Source organism: Acinetobacter sp. SH024, assembly GCF_000163635.1.
Classification (GTDB): Bacteria; Pseudomonadota; Gammaproteobacteria; order Pseudomonadales; family Moraxellaceae; genus Acinetobacter; species Acinetobacter pittii.
Window position 1 is genome coordinate 1 of record NZ_GG753602.1, and the last position, 15,723, is coordinate 15,723.

The following is a 15,723-nucleotide window of genomic DNA, read 5'->3' on the forward strand; positions in this document are numbered from 1 at the left end:
CTAAAATGAACACGAAAAATCAGACCAATCAGCCCATCTGTAAAGATTTGGAAAACGCAACGTATCACACAGTGAATAAAACGAAGCAAGTATCCATACCAGTTGTGCTGGCGACCATAGCAAGAGTGAACCACCTGATCCCTTCCCGAACTCAGAAGTGAAACCTCTTAGCGCTGATGGTAGTGTGGGGTTACCCATGTGAGAGTAAGTCATCGCCAGCTCATTATTCTAAACACCCCCGTTCTAACGAATGGGGGTGTTTCTTTTATTGCCCGGAATTTATACCTATAATTCTTTATATGATTATAATGGAAGAAATTCATATCAAGTCTAATAAGGATATAACATGTCTACCGATCAACAATTCCCAACACCCAATAATTTAGGTATCGCAGTTTATTCAAATAATGCAGAAGCTATTGGTAATACTCCTTTAGTTCGTATCAACCGTTTAATTAAAACTGGTGCAACTGTATTAGCGAAAGTGGAAAGTCGTAATCCTGCCTTTTCTGTGAAATGCCGTATTGGGGCTGCACTTATTGCAGATGCAGAAAAAAGAGGTGTGTTGAAAGAAGGCATGCATATAGTTGAACCAACTAGTGGTAATACGGGGATTGCATTGGCTTTTGTTGCGGCGGCGAAGGGTTATCCAATTACTTTGACTATGCCAGCTAGCATGAGTCTTGAACGCAGAAAAGTATTAAAAGCTTTAGGTGCTAATTTAGTTCTAACTGAACCGGCGAAAGGGATGAAAGGTGCGGTTGATGAAGCGGTACGATTAGCAACTGAGCAGCCAGATGTTTATTTTTTGCCACAACAATTTGAAAACCCAGCCAATCCACAAATTCATGTGGACACAACTGGCCCAGAAATTTGGCAAGCAACAGGTGGGCAGGTTGATATTTTAGTTGCTGGCGTAGGTACTGGAGGTACGATAACTGGTATTTCTCGTTATTTTGAACAGGTCCAAAATAAGCCATTGTACTCAGTAGCAGTTGAACCTGCTGAGTCTCCAATTATTACTCAAACTAAAAGTGGTGAAAGTATTACGCCTGCACCCCATAAAATTCAGGGGATTGGTGCAAACTTTATTCCAAAAAATCTTGATTTAGATTTGGTTGATGAAGTCTTACCAGTGAATAGTGAAGAAGCAATTCAATGGGCGAGAAACTGTGCAACTCAAGAAGGTATTTTGGTAGGTATCTCAAGTGGAGCTGCCTTGGCTGCTGCAGCTAAAATTGCAGAGCGTCCTGAAAATGCTGGTAAAACAATAGTTGTTATTCTTCCTGATAGCGGAGAACGTTATTTATCTTCTGTTTTATTTGAAGGTTTATTTGACGAATAAAATTAACTATGTAAAAAAGCCCATTAATAGATGGGCTTTTTTTATTTGATCTGAATTTATAATGCACTTTTTAAAGTTTTCTGATGACGTTTCACAGATCGAGCATATTTTTTTGCTTTGTGTCGTGTCCAGAAGCTTCGCTCATATCCAGTTGGTCCCACATTATAATAAGCTGTTGCCTTGAACCAACTATCAGCTGACTGATAATAGTGATTTAAGATATAAGCACCACATTGAATATTAGTGGTTTCATCATATAAATTCCCCACACAAGTTTGTTGCCAATAACTTGGAATAATTTGAGTTAAACCGACGGCGCCAGTAGGAGAGCGAGCATTACTATTGTAACTAGACTCTTGCCTGATGACTGCTGCGAGTAAAAGAGGGGGGACATTATATTGGTCAGCACTTTGAATAATCATTGGAGATAGCCGATTGGCTGTACTCGCTGGAACAGAATAAGCTTTTTGTAAGCCAGACGAGAGTTTATTGGAGCGCCAAGAAAATGAGCCACTATTCGGTCCTAAGCTTGTACACCCTGTCATTATTGTCATCAATGCAATAATAAAAAATTTGAGGCTAAGGCGGTGTAATTCTGATGGTTCAAAATGATCTTGAGCTAAAGATGAGGTAAGCAAAATACAAAACCAATAATCAAATTTCAAATGAAATGATGGTATTCAGCTGTACTTATCGGATCAATGTAAGTTCTGTTGCTCAGCACATCTAGAAAGTAAGAATTTTGTATAATTAAAATGAAAAAACCCCGACATCCTGTCGAGGTTTCTTCGTATTCAGCTTTATGTAGTTAACTCCTGTCAACTACCGCTTCCTGCGTTCTTATTCTTCTTCAATGAGACATCCTGTCTCTCTATGATTTATATACTATGAAAAAATACTAAAGCTGAATATCCGCAAATCACCGCAAGTTTTGTACGTTTTAACTTACAGTCGTTTTTTTTCAACTTTCTTAGATATGATGTCGACTAATTTTTGGGCTATAGGAGCACAAATCAATACACTTGGGAAAGCTAATATCCATGCAATGATCCAAGCCGATAACCATAATGAAACGAAGTGATGATTTAGCCCTACAGCCTTGAAAGTTGAAATACCTGAAACTATAAAAGACATCATTCCTGATAAAATTAAGAGGAATAAAAGTTTCTGTGCTTTCATGGCCTTATATTCCTTGATAAGCATTTAAGGTCAATGCAAAATTTTCTCCAAATTGTTGAGCAGTTTTAATATCTCCTTCATCAAAACCATCTGCATTACTGCCATGTTCAGCTTGAGCCATTAAGCCTGACCATGAACCGAGACGGTTGGCTGCTTGCGTATAAGGAATGCCTTTGTGCTGTTCAGGCATGATTGGATTACCGACCCATAACATGCCGTGTTGCATACAAAAGGTGAAAATCGAAATTAACGTCGATTGTTTATCACCAGCAGGAAGGGAGGAAACGGTAAATCCAGCCGCTAATTTTCCTTTAAAACTTTGTTTTTTCCATAATGGACCAGTTGCATCCATGAGTTGTTTTAATTTGGAAGATACACCACCTAAATAAGTGGGGGAGCCCCAAATTAAGCCGTCATATTGGATAAGAATTTCTGGGCTGTTGATAATATCTTCGGCATTGAGTAAATCTGCTCTCATATTTTTATGGCTCAAAATACCAGTTTGAATTTGCTGAGCAATAAATTGGGTGTGACCTTGGCGACTATGGTAAATAATGGCAACAGTTTTCATGGAAATTTCCCTTTATTTAAATTTGAAATAGTTTTGCAGTGAGATATAAACCACAGCCAAAAACACTATGGTTCAGCAAACTTTTCAGACAGTTCAAAAAAGGATGAGGTGTTTTTGATGAGGCAAAACCACTACCCATAGCTGGTTGCATAATAAAAAAAGGAATGAGAACGGTGATCAAACCAAACAGTAGTGCTGAGTAAAACTGAGGGTGGTCGAGCCAAGTCGAACCTACAATGAAGAGAAAGCTCAATGCGAAGATAATCCCGACACTATAGTGAGCAATCCAGCCTAATAAATATTCCCCCTTTATTGGGGTACTTTTAGCAATAGATTGATGGACGAGTTTTCCTTGAAATATCCAGCCCACCCAACGTCCAAGAAAGGCAAAGTTTAAAGTCGGGGCCTTAAATATTTTTAGTATTAACAGCCATATATCCATAACGATGGTTGCACCAATACCAAGACATAAAGCTTGAAAGAACAGAGTGGATGTATTCATTTTTACACCTTGCTTTTATACGTATGAAACGTGATAAATTTATTGTGCAAATTAAAGTTCACTTGAAGTCAAGAGGGTATTATGGATATTGGTGAAGTCGCTAAGAAGGCAAAAGTCACAACGGCTACCCTACGCTTTTATGAAGAGAAAGGATTAATTAAATCGATAGGGCGGCAAGGCTTACGTCGACAATATGGCAAACAAGTAATTGATCAACTGGCATTAATTGCTTTAGGTCGTGCTGCAGGATTTTCTTTAAATGAAATTGCCACAATGTTTGGGCAAGATGGTAAGCCTGATCTTGACCGTCAAAAACTAAAAGATAAAGCTGAACAATTAGAGCAAATGGCAAAGCGATTGCATTTTATCAGCCAGGGATTAGAACACGCTGCTGTATGTCCTGCTGAAAATCATATGGAATGTCCAACTTTCCAAAAATTTTTAAAAGCAGCAATTGCTGGAGAATATCAGCCAACAAAACTTTAAGCAGTTTTTAGCGAAGAGGTCTAATTTTTGAAGTTGTATTAAATAGTTGGTCTTGTCATATTTTCGCCATAAAGATTTCATCTTTTTGAAGTAAAAACTTCATATAAGCTTGATTAAATTTGCTTAATTTTTTATCAACTGTATAAAACCATGAGCAAAAAAACATTAGCGGTATTATTATGCTGTGCCAGTTTAGGATTGGCGGCATGTAATGATGATAACGACCAAGAACAAACTTCACCTACTGAAAACGTTACCGAACCAACCTTAATTTCTTTTGCTAAATTACCTGTAGAAACTTATGCTGCTGGTCCAGACTCTGGTGCATATGTGAAAGGTGCAAATGGAATTTATCCTCCATTTAAAGGTCAACCTGTACAAGGCTTTTCTGCTGCATTAAAAAATGAAGATGGCAGTTATATGGCAATGGCCGATAACGGTTTTGGAACTCAAGATAATTCAGCAGACTTTTTACTTCGTATTTATAAAATAAAGCCTGATTTCAAAACTAAAGCTAAAGGCACGAGCCAAGTTACTGTACAAAGCTTTATCCAACTGCGTGATCCGAATAAATTAATTCCATTTAATATCATCAATGGTAATACACCTGAGCGTTTATTAACGGGCGCTGATTTTGACCCAGAGTCGATGCAGCGTACTAGTGACGGGACCTACTGGATTGGAGATGAGTTTGGGCCTTATTTACTTCATTTTTCAGCAAATGGTGTGTTATTAGATGCACCGATTGCTCTGCCAAATCCGTTACATCCGACTCAAGAATTACGTTCACCACAAAATCAGTTTAATAAAGCACAAATTAATTTTGTAGAACCTCTAGTTCAACAAAGTGGTGGTTTTGAAGGAATGGCGATTTCGCCAGATGGGCAGTATCTTTACCCTCTTATAGAAAAGCCAATTAAATCAATTCGAGAAACGGAAAGACAGTTGCTGATTTCGCAATTTGATGTGAAGAAAAAAGTGTATACAGGAAAATATTATTGGTTCCAGTTAGACAGCAAGGCAACCAATATTGGTGACTTCCAACTCTTTAATGATAAAGAAGGAATTATTATTGAACGTGATGCGACTCAGAACAATTTAGGTGGATATAAAAAATTAATCCGTATTAAATTGAATGAGTCAGGTCAGCTAGTAAGCCGTGAAGATTTAGTCGATTTAATTAAAATTGCTAACCCGAATTTGTTGTATGGCACAGCTAGAGCAGGGGATATTGGTACGGGGGAGGTTTTTGCTTTTCCATTTGAAACCATTGAAGATGTAATTATTGAAAATGGCACAACGCTGACGGTTTTCAATGATAATAATTTCCCTGGTTCGACAGGACGTAACGCAAAACTGGCTGACGATAACGAGATTATTCAAATTCGTTTGCCAAAAGCTTTGTTCTAAGCTCTATAAATAAAAATTAAAACTGCGGCGGATTTTGGTCCGCCGTATTTATTACAAGAATAAAATATTGAGTAAAGTTTAATCAAATTAATTTCTATATCGTTGTTTTCGCATGTTTTATAAACAGGGAAAATGAATGAAATTCATGTTAAAATGATCGGCTTTCATCTTTAGATGTCTCTCCTTCATCTGCTAGCCGAGATTCGCAAGCCATGTCTACCGCTTATACCATGCAAACTGCGCCAAAAGCGCTGTTTGATTACGACAAATATTGGGCGTCGTGTTTTGAACCAGCGCCATTTTTGCCGATGTCACGAGAAGAAATGGACCAACTCGGCTGGGATGCGTGTGACTTTATTTTAGTCTGTGGTGATGCTTATATTGACCATCCATCATTTGTATCAGGTGTGATTGGACGTGTGCTTGAGGCACAAGGTTTCCGTGTCGGAATTATTGCGCAGCCAGACTGGACCAATGTTGAAAGCTTCCGAGTTTTAGGTAAGCCAACAATTGCTTGGGGTGTAACCGCAGGTAATATGGATTCGATGATTAACCGTTATACGGCAGATCGTAAAATCCGTTCGGATGATGCATATTCTCCAAATAATGAACCAAATAAACGTCCAGACCGCGCAGCAACAGTTTATTGCCAACGTTGTCGAGAAGCATTCCCTGATGTACCTGTGTTATTAGGTGGTATTGAAGGCAGTTTACGCCGTATCGCACACTACGATTATTGGTCAGATAAAGTCCGTCGTTCGATTTTGATGGACTCAAAAGCTGATTTGCTGATGTATGGTAATGGTGAGCGTGCCATTATTGATGTAATGCATCGTTTGGCTAAAGGTGAGAAAATCCACGAGATTACAGATGTTCGTGGTACGGCATTTATTATTAATAAACATAACAAAGCATCAAAAGCAAAGTTTGTTGAAGTTGCGAGTAATGATGTAGATACGGTTGGGCGTGTTGATCCAATTATTAACCCATATGTCATGACAGAAGATATTGATGGCTGTGAGGTTGAAAAAGAAAAGGGTAACTCTTTAGCTCAGTATCAAAATTTCCAAAAAGAGATTGTTGCAAATCCCATTGTGCGTGAAGGCGACAAACTTGATGACGACACTCAAATCGTTCAATTAAAGCCAGCACCGTCAAAAGCAATTAAACACAAATTACCACCACGAGAGTTGGCGGTTATTCGCTTACCTTCTTTTGAAGAAGTGGCAAATGATCAAGTGCTTTATGCGCATGCAAACCGTATTTTGCACCTTGAAACCAACCCTGGTAATGCTCGTGCACTCGTTCAACGCCATGGTGAACGAGATGTGTGGATTAACCCGCCTCCAATTCCTCTAACTACGGAGGAAATGGATTATGTGTTTGATTTACCTTATGCACGTTTGCCACATCCTACTTATGGTGATGCGCGTTTCCCTGCATTTGATATGATCAAATTCTCGGTCAACATTATGCGTGGCTGTTTTGGCGGCTGTACATTCTGTTCGATTACAGAACATGAAGGTCGTATTATCCAAAACCGTTCGGAAGATTCGATCTTACGTGAGATTGAAAAAATCCGTGATACGGCACCAAACTTCACCGGTATTATTTCAGATTTAGGTGGCCCAACAGCAAACATGTACCGTTTGCACTGTAAAGATCCTGAAATTGAGAAAAACTGTCGTAAACCTTCTTGTGTATATCCGGGTGTTTGTCAAAACTTGCATACGGATCATGCACCTTTAGTACAGCTTTACCGTAAAGCGCGCGCAATTAAAGGTGTGAAGAAAATTCTGATTGGTTCTGGTCTGCGCTATGACCTTGCGGTACTCAACCCTGAATATGTAAAAGAACTAGTACAACACCATGTTGGTGGTTATTTAAAAATTGCTCCTGAACATACCGAACAAGGTCCGTTATCTAAGATGATGAAACCGGGTATTGGTACGTATGATCGTTTCAAACAAATGTTTGACCGTTTCAGTAAAGAAGCAGGGAAAGAGCAATATTTAATTCCTTACTTTATTGCTGCGCATCCGGGTACTTCAGATTATGACATGATGCACCTTGCAATTTGGTTGAAAAAGAATGGTTTCCGTGCCGATCAAGTACAGACGTTCTATCCATCGCCAATGGCAACTGCAACAACCATGTATTATTCGGGCAAAAACCCGCTTGCTAAAGTCGCTCGCTATACTGAAAAAGTTGATATTGTAAAAGGCGAGAAACGCCGTCGTCTGCATAAAGCATTCTTGCGTTATCATGATCCAAACAACTGGCCATTACTTCGTGAGGCCCTAAAAGAGATGGGGCGCGCAGATTTAATTGGTAATTCGAAGCAGCATTTAATTCCGACTTATCAGCCAAAAGGCACAGAAGGGGAATATAAGTCTGCTCGTAAGAAAAATTCGTCTGCAGCAGGTGATTCGGTTAAACGAAATAATCAGCAAACGAATAATCATTCGAATCAAAAGCGTCCACAAAAAGGACAGGTTCTAACGCAACATACTGGTTTACCTCCTCGTGAAACAGGTGAGAAAAGACCGTTTGGTGGGAAAAGTAAACCTAAATCTAAAGTTCGTGGATAATGATAAAACAGGCTCTTAAATAGAGCCTGTTTTGTTTTTTATGACTCTATTTAAATCGTATAATGAGATTTTCGAGGATTTAAAGTACAAAAAACGTAACGAATAATGATAAATAACCAAAATCTGACGAGCTGCACTTGATTGTTATTGATTCTATGATTATAAATAATGTGAGGGTGGCTAAATTTAAGCCAAGCTTGATAACTACAAGTGAAATTACTAAGTGAACCTTTTAAAAAACGGCTGTGTCGTTATCAATTAAAACAAAGTGTGATCTAGCAAAATCATTATAAAAAACTTAAAGGATTAGGCCCATGTATTATTTAATCACGATCTTATTATTATTTCTGGTTGTTGTTATGGCAGTGAAAAGTCTGTCACGAAGGCATCAACATGATAGTGCTTTAAAGCGCCGTGCAGTGTTAACTAGCCATGAGCAAATGACCTTAACCAGACTACAAACTGTTTTGCCCAAATTTACCGTATTAGCGCATGTATCTTTTGATGCACTTCTAACTACAAAATACGCGCATACACGTCGTAAATATCAAAATATGTCAGCTGATTTTGTTGTGCTTGATCAAAATTATCAGGTAATTGTAGTCGTTGTTCTAGGGGAAAACGGTTTACGCCGAGCGCATCAACAATATGAGCGTCGCCTATTACAATTGGCTGGCTATCGTGTGCTTCATTATAGTAGTGTGCCTGATTATCATGACTTAAGAAGAGACTTATTGAGTCCTGAATCAGAATTAGCAACTTTGCATGCGACACCCCAGCTAGAAAGAATGTCAAATGCTTTTGTGAAGCCTTAAAAATTCGACATTAGCGCAACTAATCTGAGAGCTCATTTAAGAATATCTTAATAAGATGCTGAAATTCAAAATTTTAAAATTACTAAAAAATTGAGCAATATCACCTAAGATATTGCTCAATTTTACATGGATTTATAATTATAAAAATTATGGAAGTACCGCAACAACCGTCATTTCTACAAGTACATCGGGTGCATAGAGTTTTGATTCTACACATGTACGTGCTGGTGGGTTCCCTTCGCTAATCCATCCATCCCAAACCGCATTCATTGCTGCATAATCTTTTTCAATATCTTTTAAAAAAATCATGACAGAAAGAATATGGGTTTTATCAGTTCCAGCTTCTGCCAATAGACGGTCAATATTATCTAAAGTTTGTTGAGTCTGCCCTGTGACATCTGCGCTTGTATCATCGGCGAGTTGCCCAGCTAGGTGTACCAAATTACCTGAAATCGCAACTTCGCAGTAGCGTGAAGTAACGTGTAAACGCTTTACCGTCATAAAAATGCTCTAAAGTGGCTTTATTTAATAGTTTTGATTTTATGAAGAGTTGCTAGGTCGGTGCAAGCAAGTAGAAAAGAATTTCAGTAGATTATTGTGAGGAAGGGATATCTAAGCCATGTATCAGAAGAGCCCTGCAATATTCGGATTTGGTCGTCACGCCAATCACAGGACGATATGCCGAAAGTAAAGGTTGCTTTGGCATGTTGCAAATACATGGGTAATGAATATGCGTTGATTAGGTTACTCTAAAGTTTGAGTAAAAGGGAGCCTATTTTGTTCAAAAGTTGCTCTTTCGGGTAAAAATTAATCAGTCACCAGAGGTTAAGTTGGAAGTCATCGGCTTGCGTTTGTAATTGATAAACGCCTATACCAATCAGGCGAAACTGGAAATGTTCGGGTATCTGCATTTCATTTAACAATAAAAATAAAACTTGGATTAGGTCCTGTAGCGACTGGATCGGTCTTTTAAAGCTTTTACTATGTTGTAGAGTCTGAAAATTCTTGAGTTTAAGTTTGATATTCACACCACGTGCATTGAGTTGCTTTTTCTCTAGGGTTTGCCAGACTTTTTCAGCTAATCCCTGCCAATAGGGCTGACATTGAGCCAAAGTAAAATCACTGTCAAAAGTGGTCTCTTTCGAAATTTGTTGGCGAGCTCTTTCAGCTTGAACAGGTCTATGGTCAATGCCCTGAGCATATAGATAGAGTTGTTGTCCATATTTACCAAAGTGGTGAACCAAAACAGCTTCTTCAATTTTTTGTAAGTCACCTAAAGTATGTAGCTGAAGCTGTTGTAATTTTTCCTGAGTGACTTTACCCACGCCTGGAATCTTTTTAAGCGGAAGGTCTTGAATAAAAGTAGCAACTTGCGAAGGTTTGATTACACATAAGCCATTAGGTTTGTTCCAATCCGAAGCAATTTTTGCCAAAAATTTATTTGGTGCTACACCAGCCGATGCAGTAAGCCCAGTTAATCGAAAAATATCTTCCCGAATTTGCATGGCAACTTCAGTTGCACTCGCAATTTGTTTTAGATTTTCAGTGACATCCAAATAGGCTTCATCTAAAGATAAAGGTTCAATAAGTAGCGTATATTGCTGAAAGATTGAGTGAATTTGAGCGGAAACCGTACGGTATTTTTCAAAATTTGGTTCAATAATGACAACTTGAGGACATAGTTTTCTTGCCTGACTCATCGACATAGCAGAACGCAAACCAAATTCACGGGCAGGGTAGGAGGCAGCAGCAATCACAGCTCGCGGATGATGCGAAGAAATAACGACGGGAAGATGCTTTAGATCAGGACGCTCTCGCAATTCGACCGATGCATAAAAGGCATCCATATCGATATGAATGATTTTGCGCATATTATTGTGCTTTCACGATGCCTTGCTGCTGTAAAAAATGATGCCATTCTTTGACTGAACCCTCATAAACATTTAAGTCTACTGGTTTTGTCATGCCTTCAATTTTACCTTGATTACTATGCTGCCAAAAGAGCCATTTTCTTTTGTCTTTCAGCTCAGGTTTTCCTTCGTAATCTCTGACCCAAAGTGGTGTATTAGGGAAACTTCCTATTAATACAATGTGGTAAAAAGTTTTGGAAATATAAAAGATGGGCTGTTTGCCATAATGCTGTTTTAAGCGATCATGCATGATGCCTATTTCTTTAAGTAATTGTTCTTTGGTGTGCGCATTAATACAGTTACCGTCATATTCTAGATCGATAACAGGAGGAAGGGCATCGGCTTTGTTGGGTACAGTCGCAATAAAGTTATCCGCTTGTGTTTTTCCATCACGGCATAGACGATAAAAATGATAAGCACCTACATGAAACCCATGTTCACGTGCCTTGAGCCAGTTTTCCTGAAATTTTGAATCTTTGTAATCGCCGCCTTCGGTCGCTTTTAAATAGACGAATTGGAATTTTTCCGGTGATATTTTTTTCCAGTTAATATCACCTTGATGATGAGAAACATCGAACCCTTGCACCGGATAGTCCTGCGCAACTGCTTTTTGTTGATAGAACAGACCAAAATAAGCTAAGACTCCCATAACACAAGCTAAGCCAATTCCGATTAGGGTATTGTGCCGTGATGTGAAAAAAGTTTTAGCCAGTTTGCTCATTCAAAACTCGTTAAAATTTGAAGTCGACATCATAGCGTGATTCGCGAGCGAGAAACCATGCTAAAAATGCAACTGCTTATACAGGCGTATCCTTTGGAATTTGCCAGAAAATAAATGCAGTAATGACATTGATACAACCGAGGCAAATTAAAGTGACATGGAATGCAGTGGTTACATAAGCTGGGCCATAATAATTGGTAAATACGTTAATGAGTGTACCTGCCAGTGCCACGCCAATACTCATTGATAGCATCATGATCATTGATAGAAAACTATTACCGCTACTTGCATCTTGTTGAGGCAAATCTTTCAAGGTCAATGTGTTCATGCCAACAAATTGCAGTGAATTTAATGTGCCAAATAAGAAAAAGTGTAAGGCTCTAAACCAAGTTGGAGTATCGACGGTCATGATTGCAAAAGAGGCAATACATAATCCAACAAGTGTTGTGTTGATGAGTAAAAAACGTCGATAGCCAATTTTCTGAATAATAGGTCTGACAATTGGCTTTGAAAATAATGAACCCAAGACCAAGGGAATCATCATTAAACCTGCAATAAAGGGTTCAAAACCAAAAGCAACTTGTAGCATGAGTGGTAAAACAAAAGGCAAAGCATTACCACCAAAGCGAGCAAAGAAATTACCTAAAATACCAATCGCATAAATTTTGTTTCTAAAGAGTCGGCTGCGGAATAATGCATTTTGATGAGTATGTGAATGATAGGCATACCAAAGTGTTGCGATTATTCCGACGACTAATAATGAAATGCTAAACCATTTTGAATATTCAGGTGAGGCTAGGTGTTCTATCCCTAAAGACCATCCAATCATGGCCACGACTAATAAGATAAAGCCACCCAAATCGAATGTTTTGACTGAGGGTTCTTTTACATTTGGCATGACTTTTAGTGTCATTAATATGCCAAGTATGCCCATAGGAATATTAATCAGGAAAATCCAATGCCAAGTTGCAACTTCAACTAACCAGCCACCTAAAGTTGGGCCCGCCAACGGTCCGAGTAAACCTGCAAGGCTCATTAGACTCATTGCAGCTAAAAATTGAGTTCGAGGAATAATTTTTAAAAGTGATAGTCGACCTACAGGAAGTAGTAAGGCGCCGCCCACACCTTGGATAACGCGGAAAAATAAGAGTTCATTGAGACTTTGTGAAAGTCCACATCCTAAAGAAGCCAGAGTAAAAATGACGATTGCCGACAAGAAAATACTTCTGACACCAAAGCGGTCTGCTAACCAGCCACTTAAAGGAATACAAGCGGCAACCGATAATACATAGGCCACCACTACGCTGTGCATGCGTAAAGGATCTTCATTGAGATGATGAGCCATTGCAGGAATAGCGGTATTTACAATCGTTGTGTCCAAGGCCTGCATAAAAAAGCCAATAGAAACCAAAAGAACGAGTAAGCGATATTCGGGTTGCAAGGCTTGGTGAGTCGGCGTGGCATTCATAACATTTAAAAATTAACGTTTTGATCTAGTGTAAAACAAATTGAATTTAAAAGAAGTAAGTCAATGTTGAATACCTCTTTACAAAATCTAAGTGCTTATGAAGGCAACGGTGAAAATAGTTAAAACAAAAAAAGCGGCAGAACCGCTTTTTTAAATAGAGTAGGGGGACAACTAGACAACAAATCTTTTTGGCATTTTTAAGTTTTTAATGACGTTATAAATTTGATCGACCTCTTCGCATACAATTAATTTAGCTCGGTGCTGAAGGGGAAGGAAACCTTCTTGAACTGCATGGTCTAATTGGGCGATCAATGCATTATAAAAGCCATTTACGTTATATAAAATCATCGGCTTTTGATGTTGGTTGAGTTGGCCCCAAGTGGCTATTTCCAATATTTCTTCAAATGTTCCTAGACCACCCGGTAACGCAATAAATGCACTTGCGCGCTCTGCCATCATGGCTTTGCGTTCGTGCATGGTTTCTACGACATGTAATTCAGTTAGTCCTGCATGTGCGACTTCATAATCAAGCATAAATTCAGGGATCACCCCGACAGCCTCTCCACCATTTGCGAGAACGCTATCTGCGACTTGTCCCATTAAACCGATACTTGCACCGCCATAGACTAAACCGAAGCCTTGTTCAGCAATTCCGTGAGCAAGTTCAATTGCTTTTTCTCGGTAGATTGGGTTATTTCCTGCACGTGAACCACAATATAATGCAATAAGAGGTTGTTTTGTTTTTACAGCTGTTATTGGTGAATCATTTACTGCCATTGTTAATACGCTATTCATTGCTTTATTTTCACCTTATCACGTTCATATTTCTTGTCTACACTAAGCAAAAGATATGACAACTTTATAAGCAGATTTATAAGAAAGATTCATGTTTTGTATGGGTTTGGTGAATGCTGGTTATGTACAAATAAAAATGATGAATTTATGTTAAATCTTGCCTATACTAAAAAATCGTTTAACAACATATGAACAAATATGGGTAGTGGTTGTAGTCGCTCCGTTTTAATTTCTTGTCTTAAAAAAACATTTTCCCCCCTTTGTATAGGCGCGCCTGTTGTGTTGCCAAATAAAGATAAAATTCAAACAACACAGGAGCAGGATCAATGATCTTTGAATGGATGTCTGATCCCTCTGCTTGGGTGGGTTTAGCAACTTTAATCGTTCTTGAAATTGTATTGGGGATCGATAACCTCGTTTTTATCGCAATCTTGGCTGAGAAATTGCCGCCCGAGCAACGAGCTAAAGCACGTATAGTCGGTTTGGTGCTCGCCTTGGGAATGCGTCTTATACTCTTAGCCTCGATTGCTTGGGTTGTGACACTAACTGAACCACTTTTCCATATTTTTGACCATCCTTTCTCTGGTCGTGATCTGATTTTGTTATTCGGTGGTGTGTTCTTATTATTTAAAGGCACCATGGAATTGCATGAACGGATGGAAGGAAAACAACTTCATAAAGAAGATAATCCTGTTCATGCTGCATTCTGGATGGTTATTGTCCAGATTGTTGTGCTTGATGCTGTATTCTCGTTAGACAGTGTGATTACAGCTGTAGGTATGGTGAAAGAGCTGTCAGTGATGATGGTTGCGGTTGTTATTGCTGTCGGAATCATGTTGTGGGCATCAAAACCACTCATGGACTTCGTCAATAAACATCCAACAGTTGTCATTCTGTGTCTTGGCTTCTTGATGATGATCGGTTTCTCTTTGGTGGTGGAAGGCTTTGGTTTCCATATTCCGAAGGGCTATTTATATGCTGCAATTGGCTTCTCGGTTTTGGTAGAAGTTATCAATCAGAGCATGCGTCGCAATCAGGAAAAGCTAGTTACCACTACAGATTTACGTTATCGCACTGCCTCTGCGGTTTTACGTATGTTAGGCAGTAAAAATAGTAGTTCTTCAGATACTCAATCTTCTGATAAAGAAGATGTATTAGCGACGCAAGCTTTTGCTGATGAAGTTTTTGACGAAGAAAATGGTGCTTATCACAGTGTGCTTGTACAAGGTGTGCTTGGTTTATCAGAGCGTCCTGTAAAATCTGTTATGACTCCACGCCCTGAACTTGAGTGGATTGACTTAGACGATGAACCTGAAGTTTTAAAAGAACGTTTAATGTCGATGACACATTCTCGTTTGATCGTTGCACGCGGTGAACTTGATAATATTGAGGGTATTGCACTTACGCATAAAGTTTTAAACAACTTTATTGAAACAGGTGTAATTGATTTCCAAAAGCATCTACGTGAACCTGTGATTGTGCATGAAAATGCTCAAGTGCTTATGGTGATGGAGCAATTGCGTCAAGCACCTTTACAAATGGCGATCGTATTAAATGAATATGGTTCCATCGAAGGTATCGCAACACCAATTGATATCTTAGAAGCGATTGCTGGTGAATTCCCTGATGAAGATGAGTTAGACGCTGCTGCTGAAAGCTTGGCAGACGGTTCATTAATGCTTGAAGGTTCAACTGATATTCGCCATGTATCACTTTTATTAGGTCGTGATCTCGTTGACGAAAGTGAACAGTATTCAACTTTATCGGGCTACCTGTTATTCCATTTAGGCCGTTTACCGGAAAATGGTGAAGCTGTTGAGGCAGACGGTTATCGCTTTGAAGTGATTACGATGGAAGGTCATAAAATTGAGAAAGTTCATATTGTTTCTATCGAGCAAGATGAATCAAAAGATTAAATGACGTTTTAAGT

At 38.9% G+C, this 15,723-nt stretch carries 15 protein-coding genes, 1 rRNA gene and 1 pseudogene; 8 read left to right on the forward strand and 9 right to left on the reverse strand.

Features of this window, described 5'->3' with window-relative positions; all coding sequences use genetic code 11:
* The first annotated feature begins 106 nt into the window (after positions 1-106).
* Positions 107-221 (forward strand): 5S ribosomal RNA (gene rrf, locus HMPREF0013_RS16575).
* A 125-nt stretch (positions 222-346) separates the two neighbouring features.
* A complete protein-coding gene (gene cysK / locus HMPREF0013_RS16580; RefSeq protein ID WP_005803987.1) occupies positions 347-1,345 on the forward strand; it encodes a cysteine synthase A in 999 nt (332 codons plus the stop codon).
* Positions 1,346-1,401: 56 nt separating this feature from the next.
* Here cysK and HMPREF0013_RS0105525 read toward each other — a convergent pair whose 3' ends face one another.
* The 4 genes from HMPREF0013_RS0105525 to HMPREF0013_RS16595 form a co-directional block, all read right to left on the reverse strand.
* Complete coding sequence (locus tag HMPREF0013_RS0105525) at positions 1,402-2,010, reverse strand: lytic transglycosylase domain-containing protein (protein WP_005803989.1); 609 nt, start codon at positions 2,008-2,010, stop codon at positions 1,402-1,404.
* A gap of 280 nt (positions 2,011-2,290) precedes the next feature.
* On the reverse strand, positions 2,291-2,524 hold the full coding sequence (locus HMPREF0013_RS16585; protein ID WP_005065652.1) for a DUF2798 domain-containing protein: 234 nt from the start codon (positions 2,522-2,524) through the stop codon (positions 2,291-2,293).
* A 4-nt stretch (positions 2,525-2,528) separates the two neighbouring features.
* The gene (locus HMPREF0013_RS16590; protein WP_005803991.1) at positions 2,529-3,095 is read right to left on the reverse strand and encodes a flavodoxin family protein; all 567 of its coding nucleotides are present in this window, start codon (positions 3,093-3,095) and stop codon (positions 2,529-2,531) included.
* Positions 3,096-3,111: 16 nt separating this feature from the next.
* Positions 3,112-3,597, reverse strand: coding sequence for a DUF2938 domain-containing protein (locus tag HMPREF0013_RS16595; RefSeq protein ID WP_005803994.1), 486 nt, complete (start codon positions 3,595-3,597; stop codon positions 3,112-3,114).
* A gap of 81 nt (positions 3,598-3,678) precedes the next feature.
* Between HMPREF0013_RS16595 and HMPREF0013_RS16600 the strand changes: the two genes are divergently transcribed.
* From HMPREF0013_RS16600 to HMPREF0013_RS16615, 4 genes are all read left to right on the forward strand, one after another.
* On the forward strand, positions 3,679-4,083 hold the full coding sequence (locus tag HMPREF0013_RS16600) for a helix-turn-helix domain-containing protein (RefSeq protein ID WP_000350995.1): 405 nt from the start codon (positions 3,679-3,681) through the stop codon (positions 4,081-4,083).
* A 150-nt stretch (positions 4,084-4,233) separates the two neighbouring features.
* Positions 4,234-5,493 carry an esterase-like activity of phytase family protein gene (locus HMPREF0013_RS16605; RefSeq protein ID WP_005803998.1) on the forward strand — a complete coding sequence of 420 codons (1,260 nt, stop codon included), beginning with the start codon at positions 4,234-4,236 and terminating at the stop codon, positions 5,491-5,493.
* Between the two features lie 212 nt (positions 5,494-5,705).
* Complete coding sequence (locus HMPREF0013_RS16610) at positions 5,706-8,084, forward strand: YgiQ family radical SAM protein (protein ID WP_005804000.1); 2,379 nt, start codon at positions 5,706-5,708, stop codon at positions 8,082-8,084.
* A 314-nt stretch (positions 8,085-8,398) separates the two neighbouring features.
* A complete protein-coding gene (locus HMPREF0013_RS16615) occupies positions 8,399-8,899 on the forward strand; it encodes a DUF2726 domain-containing protein (protein WP_002121669.1) in 501 nt (166 codons plus the stop codon).
* Positions 8,900-9,046: 147 nt separating this feature from the next.
* On the opposite strand, the gene HMPREF0013_RS16620 is transcribed toward HMPREF0013_RS16615, so the two are convergent.
* Positions 9,047-9,400: a RidA family protein gene (locus HMPREF0013_RS16620; RefSeq protein WP_005804002.1), complete on the reverse strand. Its 354-nt coding sequence runs from the start codon at positions 9,398-9,400 to the stop codon at positions 9,047-9,049.
* Positions 9,401-9,593: 193 nt separating this feature from the next.
* Between HMPREF0013_RS16620 and HMPREF0013_RS25355 the strand changes: the two are divergent.
* Positions 9,594-9,656: pseudogene (locus tag HMPREF0013_RS25355) on the forward strand (hypothetical protein); the annotation flags it as partial.
* 58 nt (positions 9,657-9,714) lie between these two features.
* On the opposite strand, the gene dinB reads toward HMPREF0013_RS25355, so the two are convergent.
* The 4 genes from dinB to HMPREF0013_RS16640 all read right to left on the reverse strand — a co-directional run bounded on the left by dinB (position 9,715) and on the right by HMPREF0013_RS16640 (position 13,793).
* Positions 9,715-10,770, reverse strand: a complete 1,056-nt coding sequence (gene dinB, locus HMPREF0013_RS16625; RefSeq protein WP_005804005.1) for a DNA polymerase IV — start codon at positions 10,768-10,770, stop codon at positions 9,715-9,717.
* 1 nt (position 10,771) lies between these two features.
* Entirely contained in the window at positions 10,772-11,530 is a 759-nt protein-coding gene (locus HMPREF0013_RS16630) for a GH25 family lysozyme (RefSeq protein WP_005804007.1), read from the reverse strand.
* Positions 11,531-11,606: 76 nt separating this feature from the next.
* Complete coding sequence (mdtD, locus tag HMPREF0013_RS16635; RefSeq protein WP_005804008.1) at positions 11,607-12,998, reverse strand: multidrug transporter subunit MdtD; 1,392 nt, start codon at positions 12,996-12,998, stop codon at positions 11,607-11,609.
* 171 nt (positions 12,999-13,169) lie between these two features.
* Positions 13,170-13,793 carry a TIGR00730 family Rossman fold protein gene (locus HMPREF0013_RS16640; RefSeq protein ID WP_005804010.1) on the reverse strand — a complete coding sequence of 208 codons (624 nt, stop codon included), beginning with the start codon at positions 13,791-13,793 and terminating at the stop codon, positions 13,170-13,172.
* Positions 13,794-14,119: 326 nt separating this feature from the next.
* Here HMPREF0013_RS16640 and HMPREF0013_RS16645 point away from each other — a divergent pair, with 326 nt between their 5' ends.
* A complete protein-coding gene (locus HMPREF0013_RS16645) occupies positions 14,120-15,709 on the forward strand; it encodes a TerC family protein (protein WP_005804011.1) in 1,590 nt (529 codons plus the stop codon).
* Positions 15,710-15,723 lie beyond the last annotated feature (14 nt).

Bases quoted from the DNA above. Each gene is read 5' to 3' on its own strand.
- HMPREF0013_RS16590 (WP_005803991.1), bottom strand. From the start codon at position 3,095: ATGAAAACTGTTGCCATTATTTACCATAGTCGCCAAGGTCACACCCAA.
- HMPREF0013_RS16640 (WP_005804010.1), bottom strand. From the start codon at position 13,793: ATGAATAGCGTATTAACAATGGCAGTAAATGATTCACCAATAACAGCT.
- HMPREF0013_RS16585 (WP_005065652.1), bottom strand. From the start codon at position 2,524: ATGAAAGCACAGAAACTTTTATTCCTCTTAATTTTATCAGGAATGATG.
- cysK (WP_005803987.1), top strand. From the start codon at position 347: ATGTCTACCGATCAACAATTCCCAACACCCAATAATTTAGGTATCGCA.
- dinB (WP_005804005.1), bottom strand. From the start codon at position 10,770: ATGCGCAAAATCATTCATATCGATATGGATGCCTTTTATGCATCGGTC.
- HMPREF0013_RS16610 (WP_005804000.1), top strand. From the start codon at position 5,706: ATGTCTACCGCTTATACCATGCAAACTGCGCCAAAAGCGCTGTTTGAT.
- mdtD (WP_005804008.1), bottom strand. From the start codon at position 12,998: ATGAATGCCACGCCGACTCACCAAGCCTTGCAACCCGAATATCGCTTA.
- HMPREF0013_RS16600 (WP_000350995.1), top strand. From the start codon at position 3,679: ATGGATATTGGTGAAGTCGCTAAGAAGGCAAAAGTCACAACGGCTACC.
- HMPREF0013_RS16620 (WP_005804002.1), bottom strand. From the start codon at position 9,400: ATGACGGTAAAGCGTTTACACGTTACTTCACGCTACTGCGAAGTTGCG.
- HMPREF0013_RS16615 (WP_002121669.1), top strand. From the start codon at position 8,399: ATGTATTATTTAATCACGATCTTATTATTATTTCTGGTTGTTGTTATG.
- HMPREF0013_RS16605 (WP_005803998.1), top strand. From the start codon at position 4,234: ATGAGCAAAAAAACATTAGCGGTATTATTATGCTGTGCCAGTTTAGGA.
- HMPREF0013_RS16595 (WP_005803994.1), bottom strand. From the start codon at position 3,597: ATGAATACATCCACTCTGTTCTTTCAAGCTTTATGTCTTGGTATTGGT.
- HMPREF0013_RS16630 (WP_005804007.1), bottom strand. From the start codon at position 11,530: ATGAGCAAACTGGCTAAAACTTTTTTCACATCACGGCACAATACCCTA.
- HMPREF0013_RS16645 (WP_005804011.1), top strand. From the start codon at position 14,120: ATGATCTTTGAATGGATGTCTGATCCCTCTGCTTGGGTGGGTTTAGCA.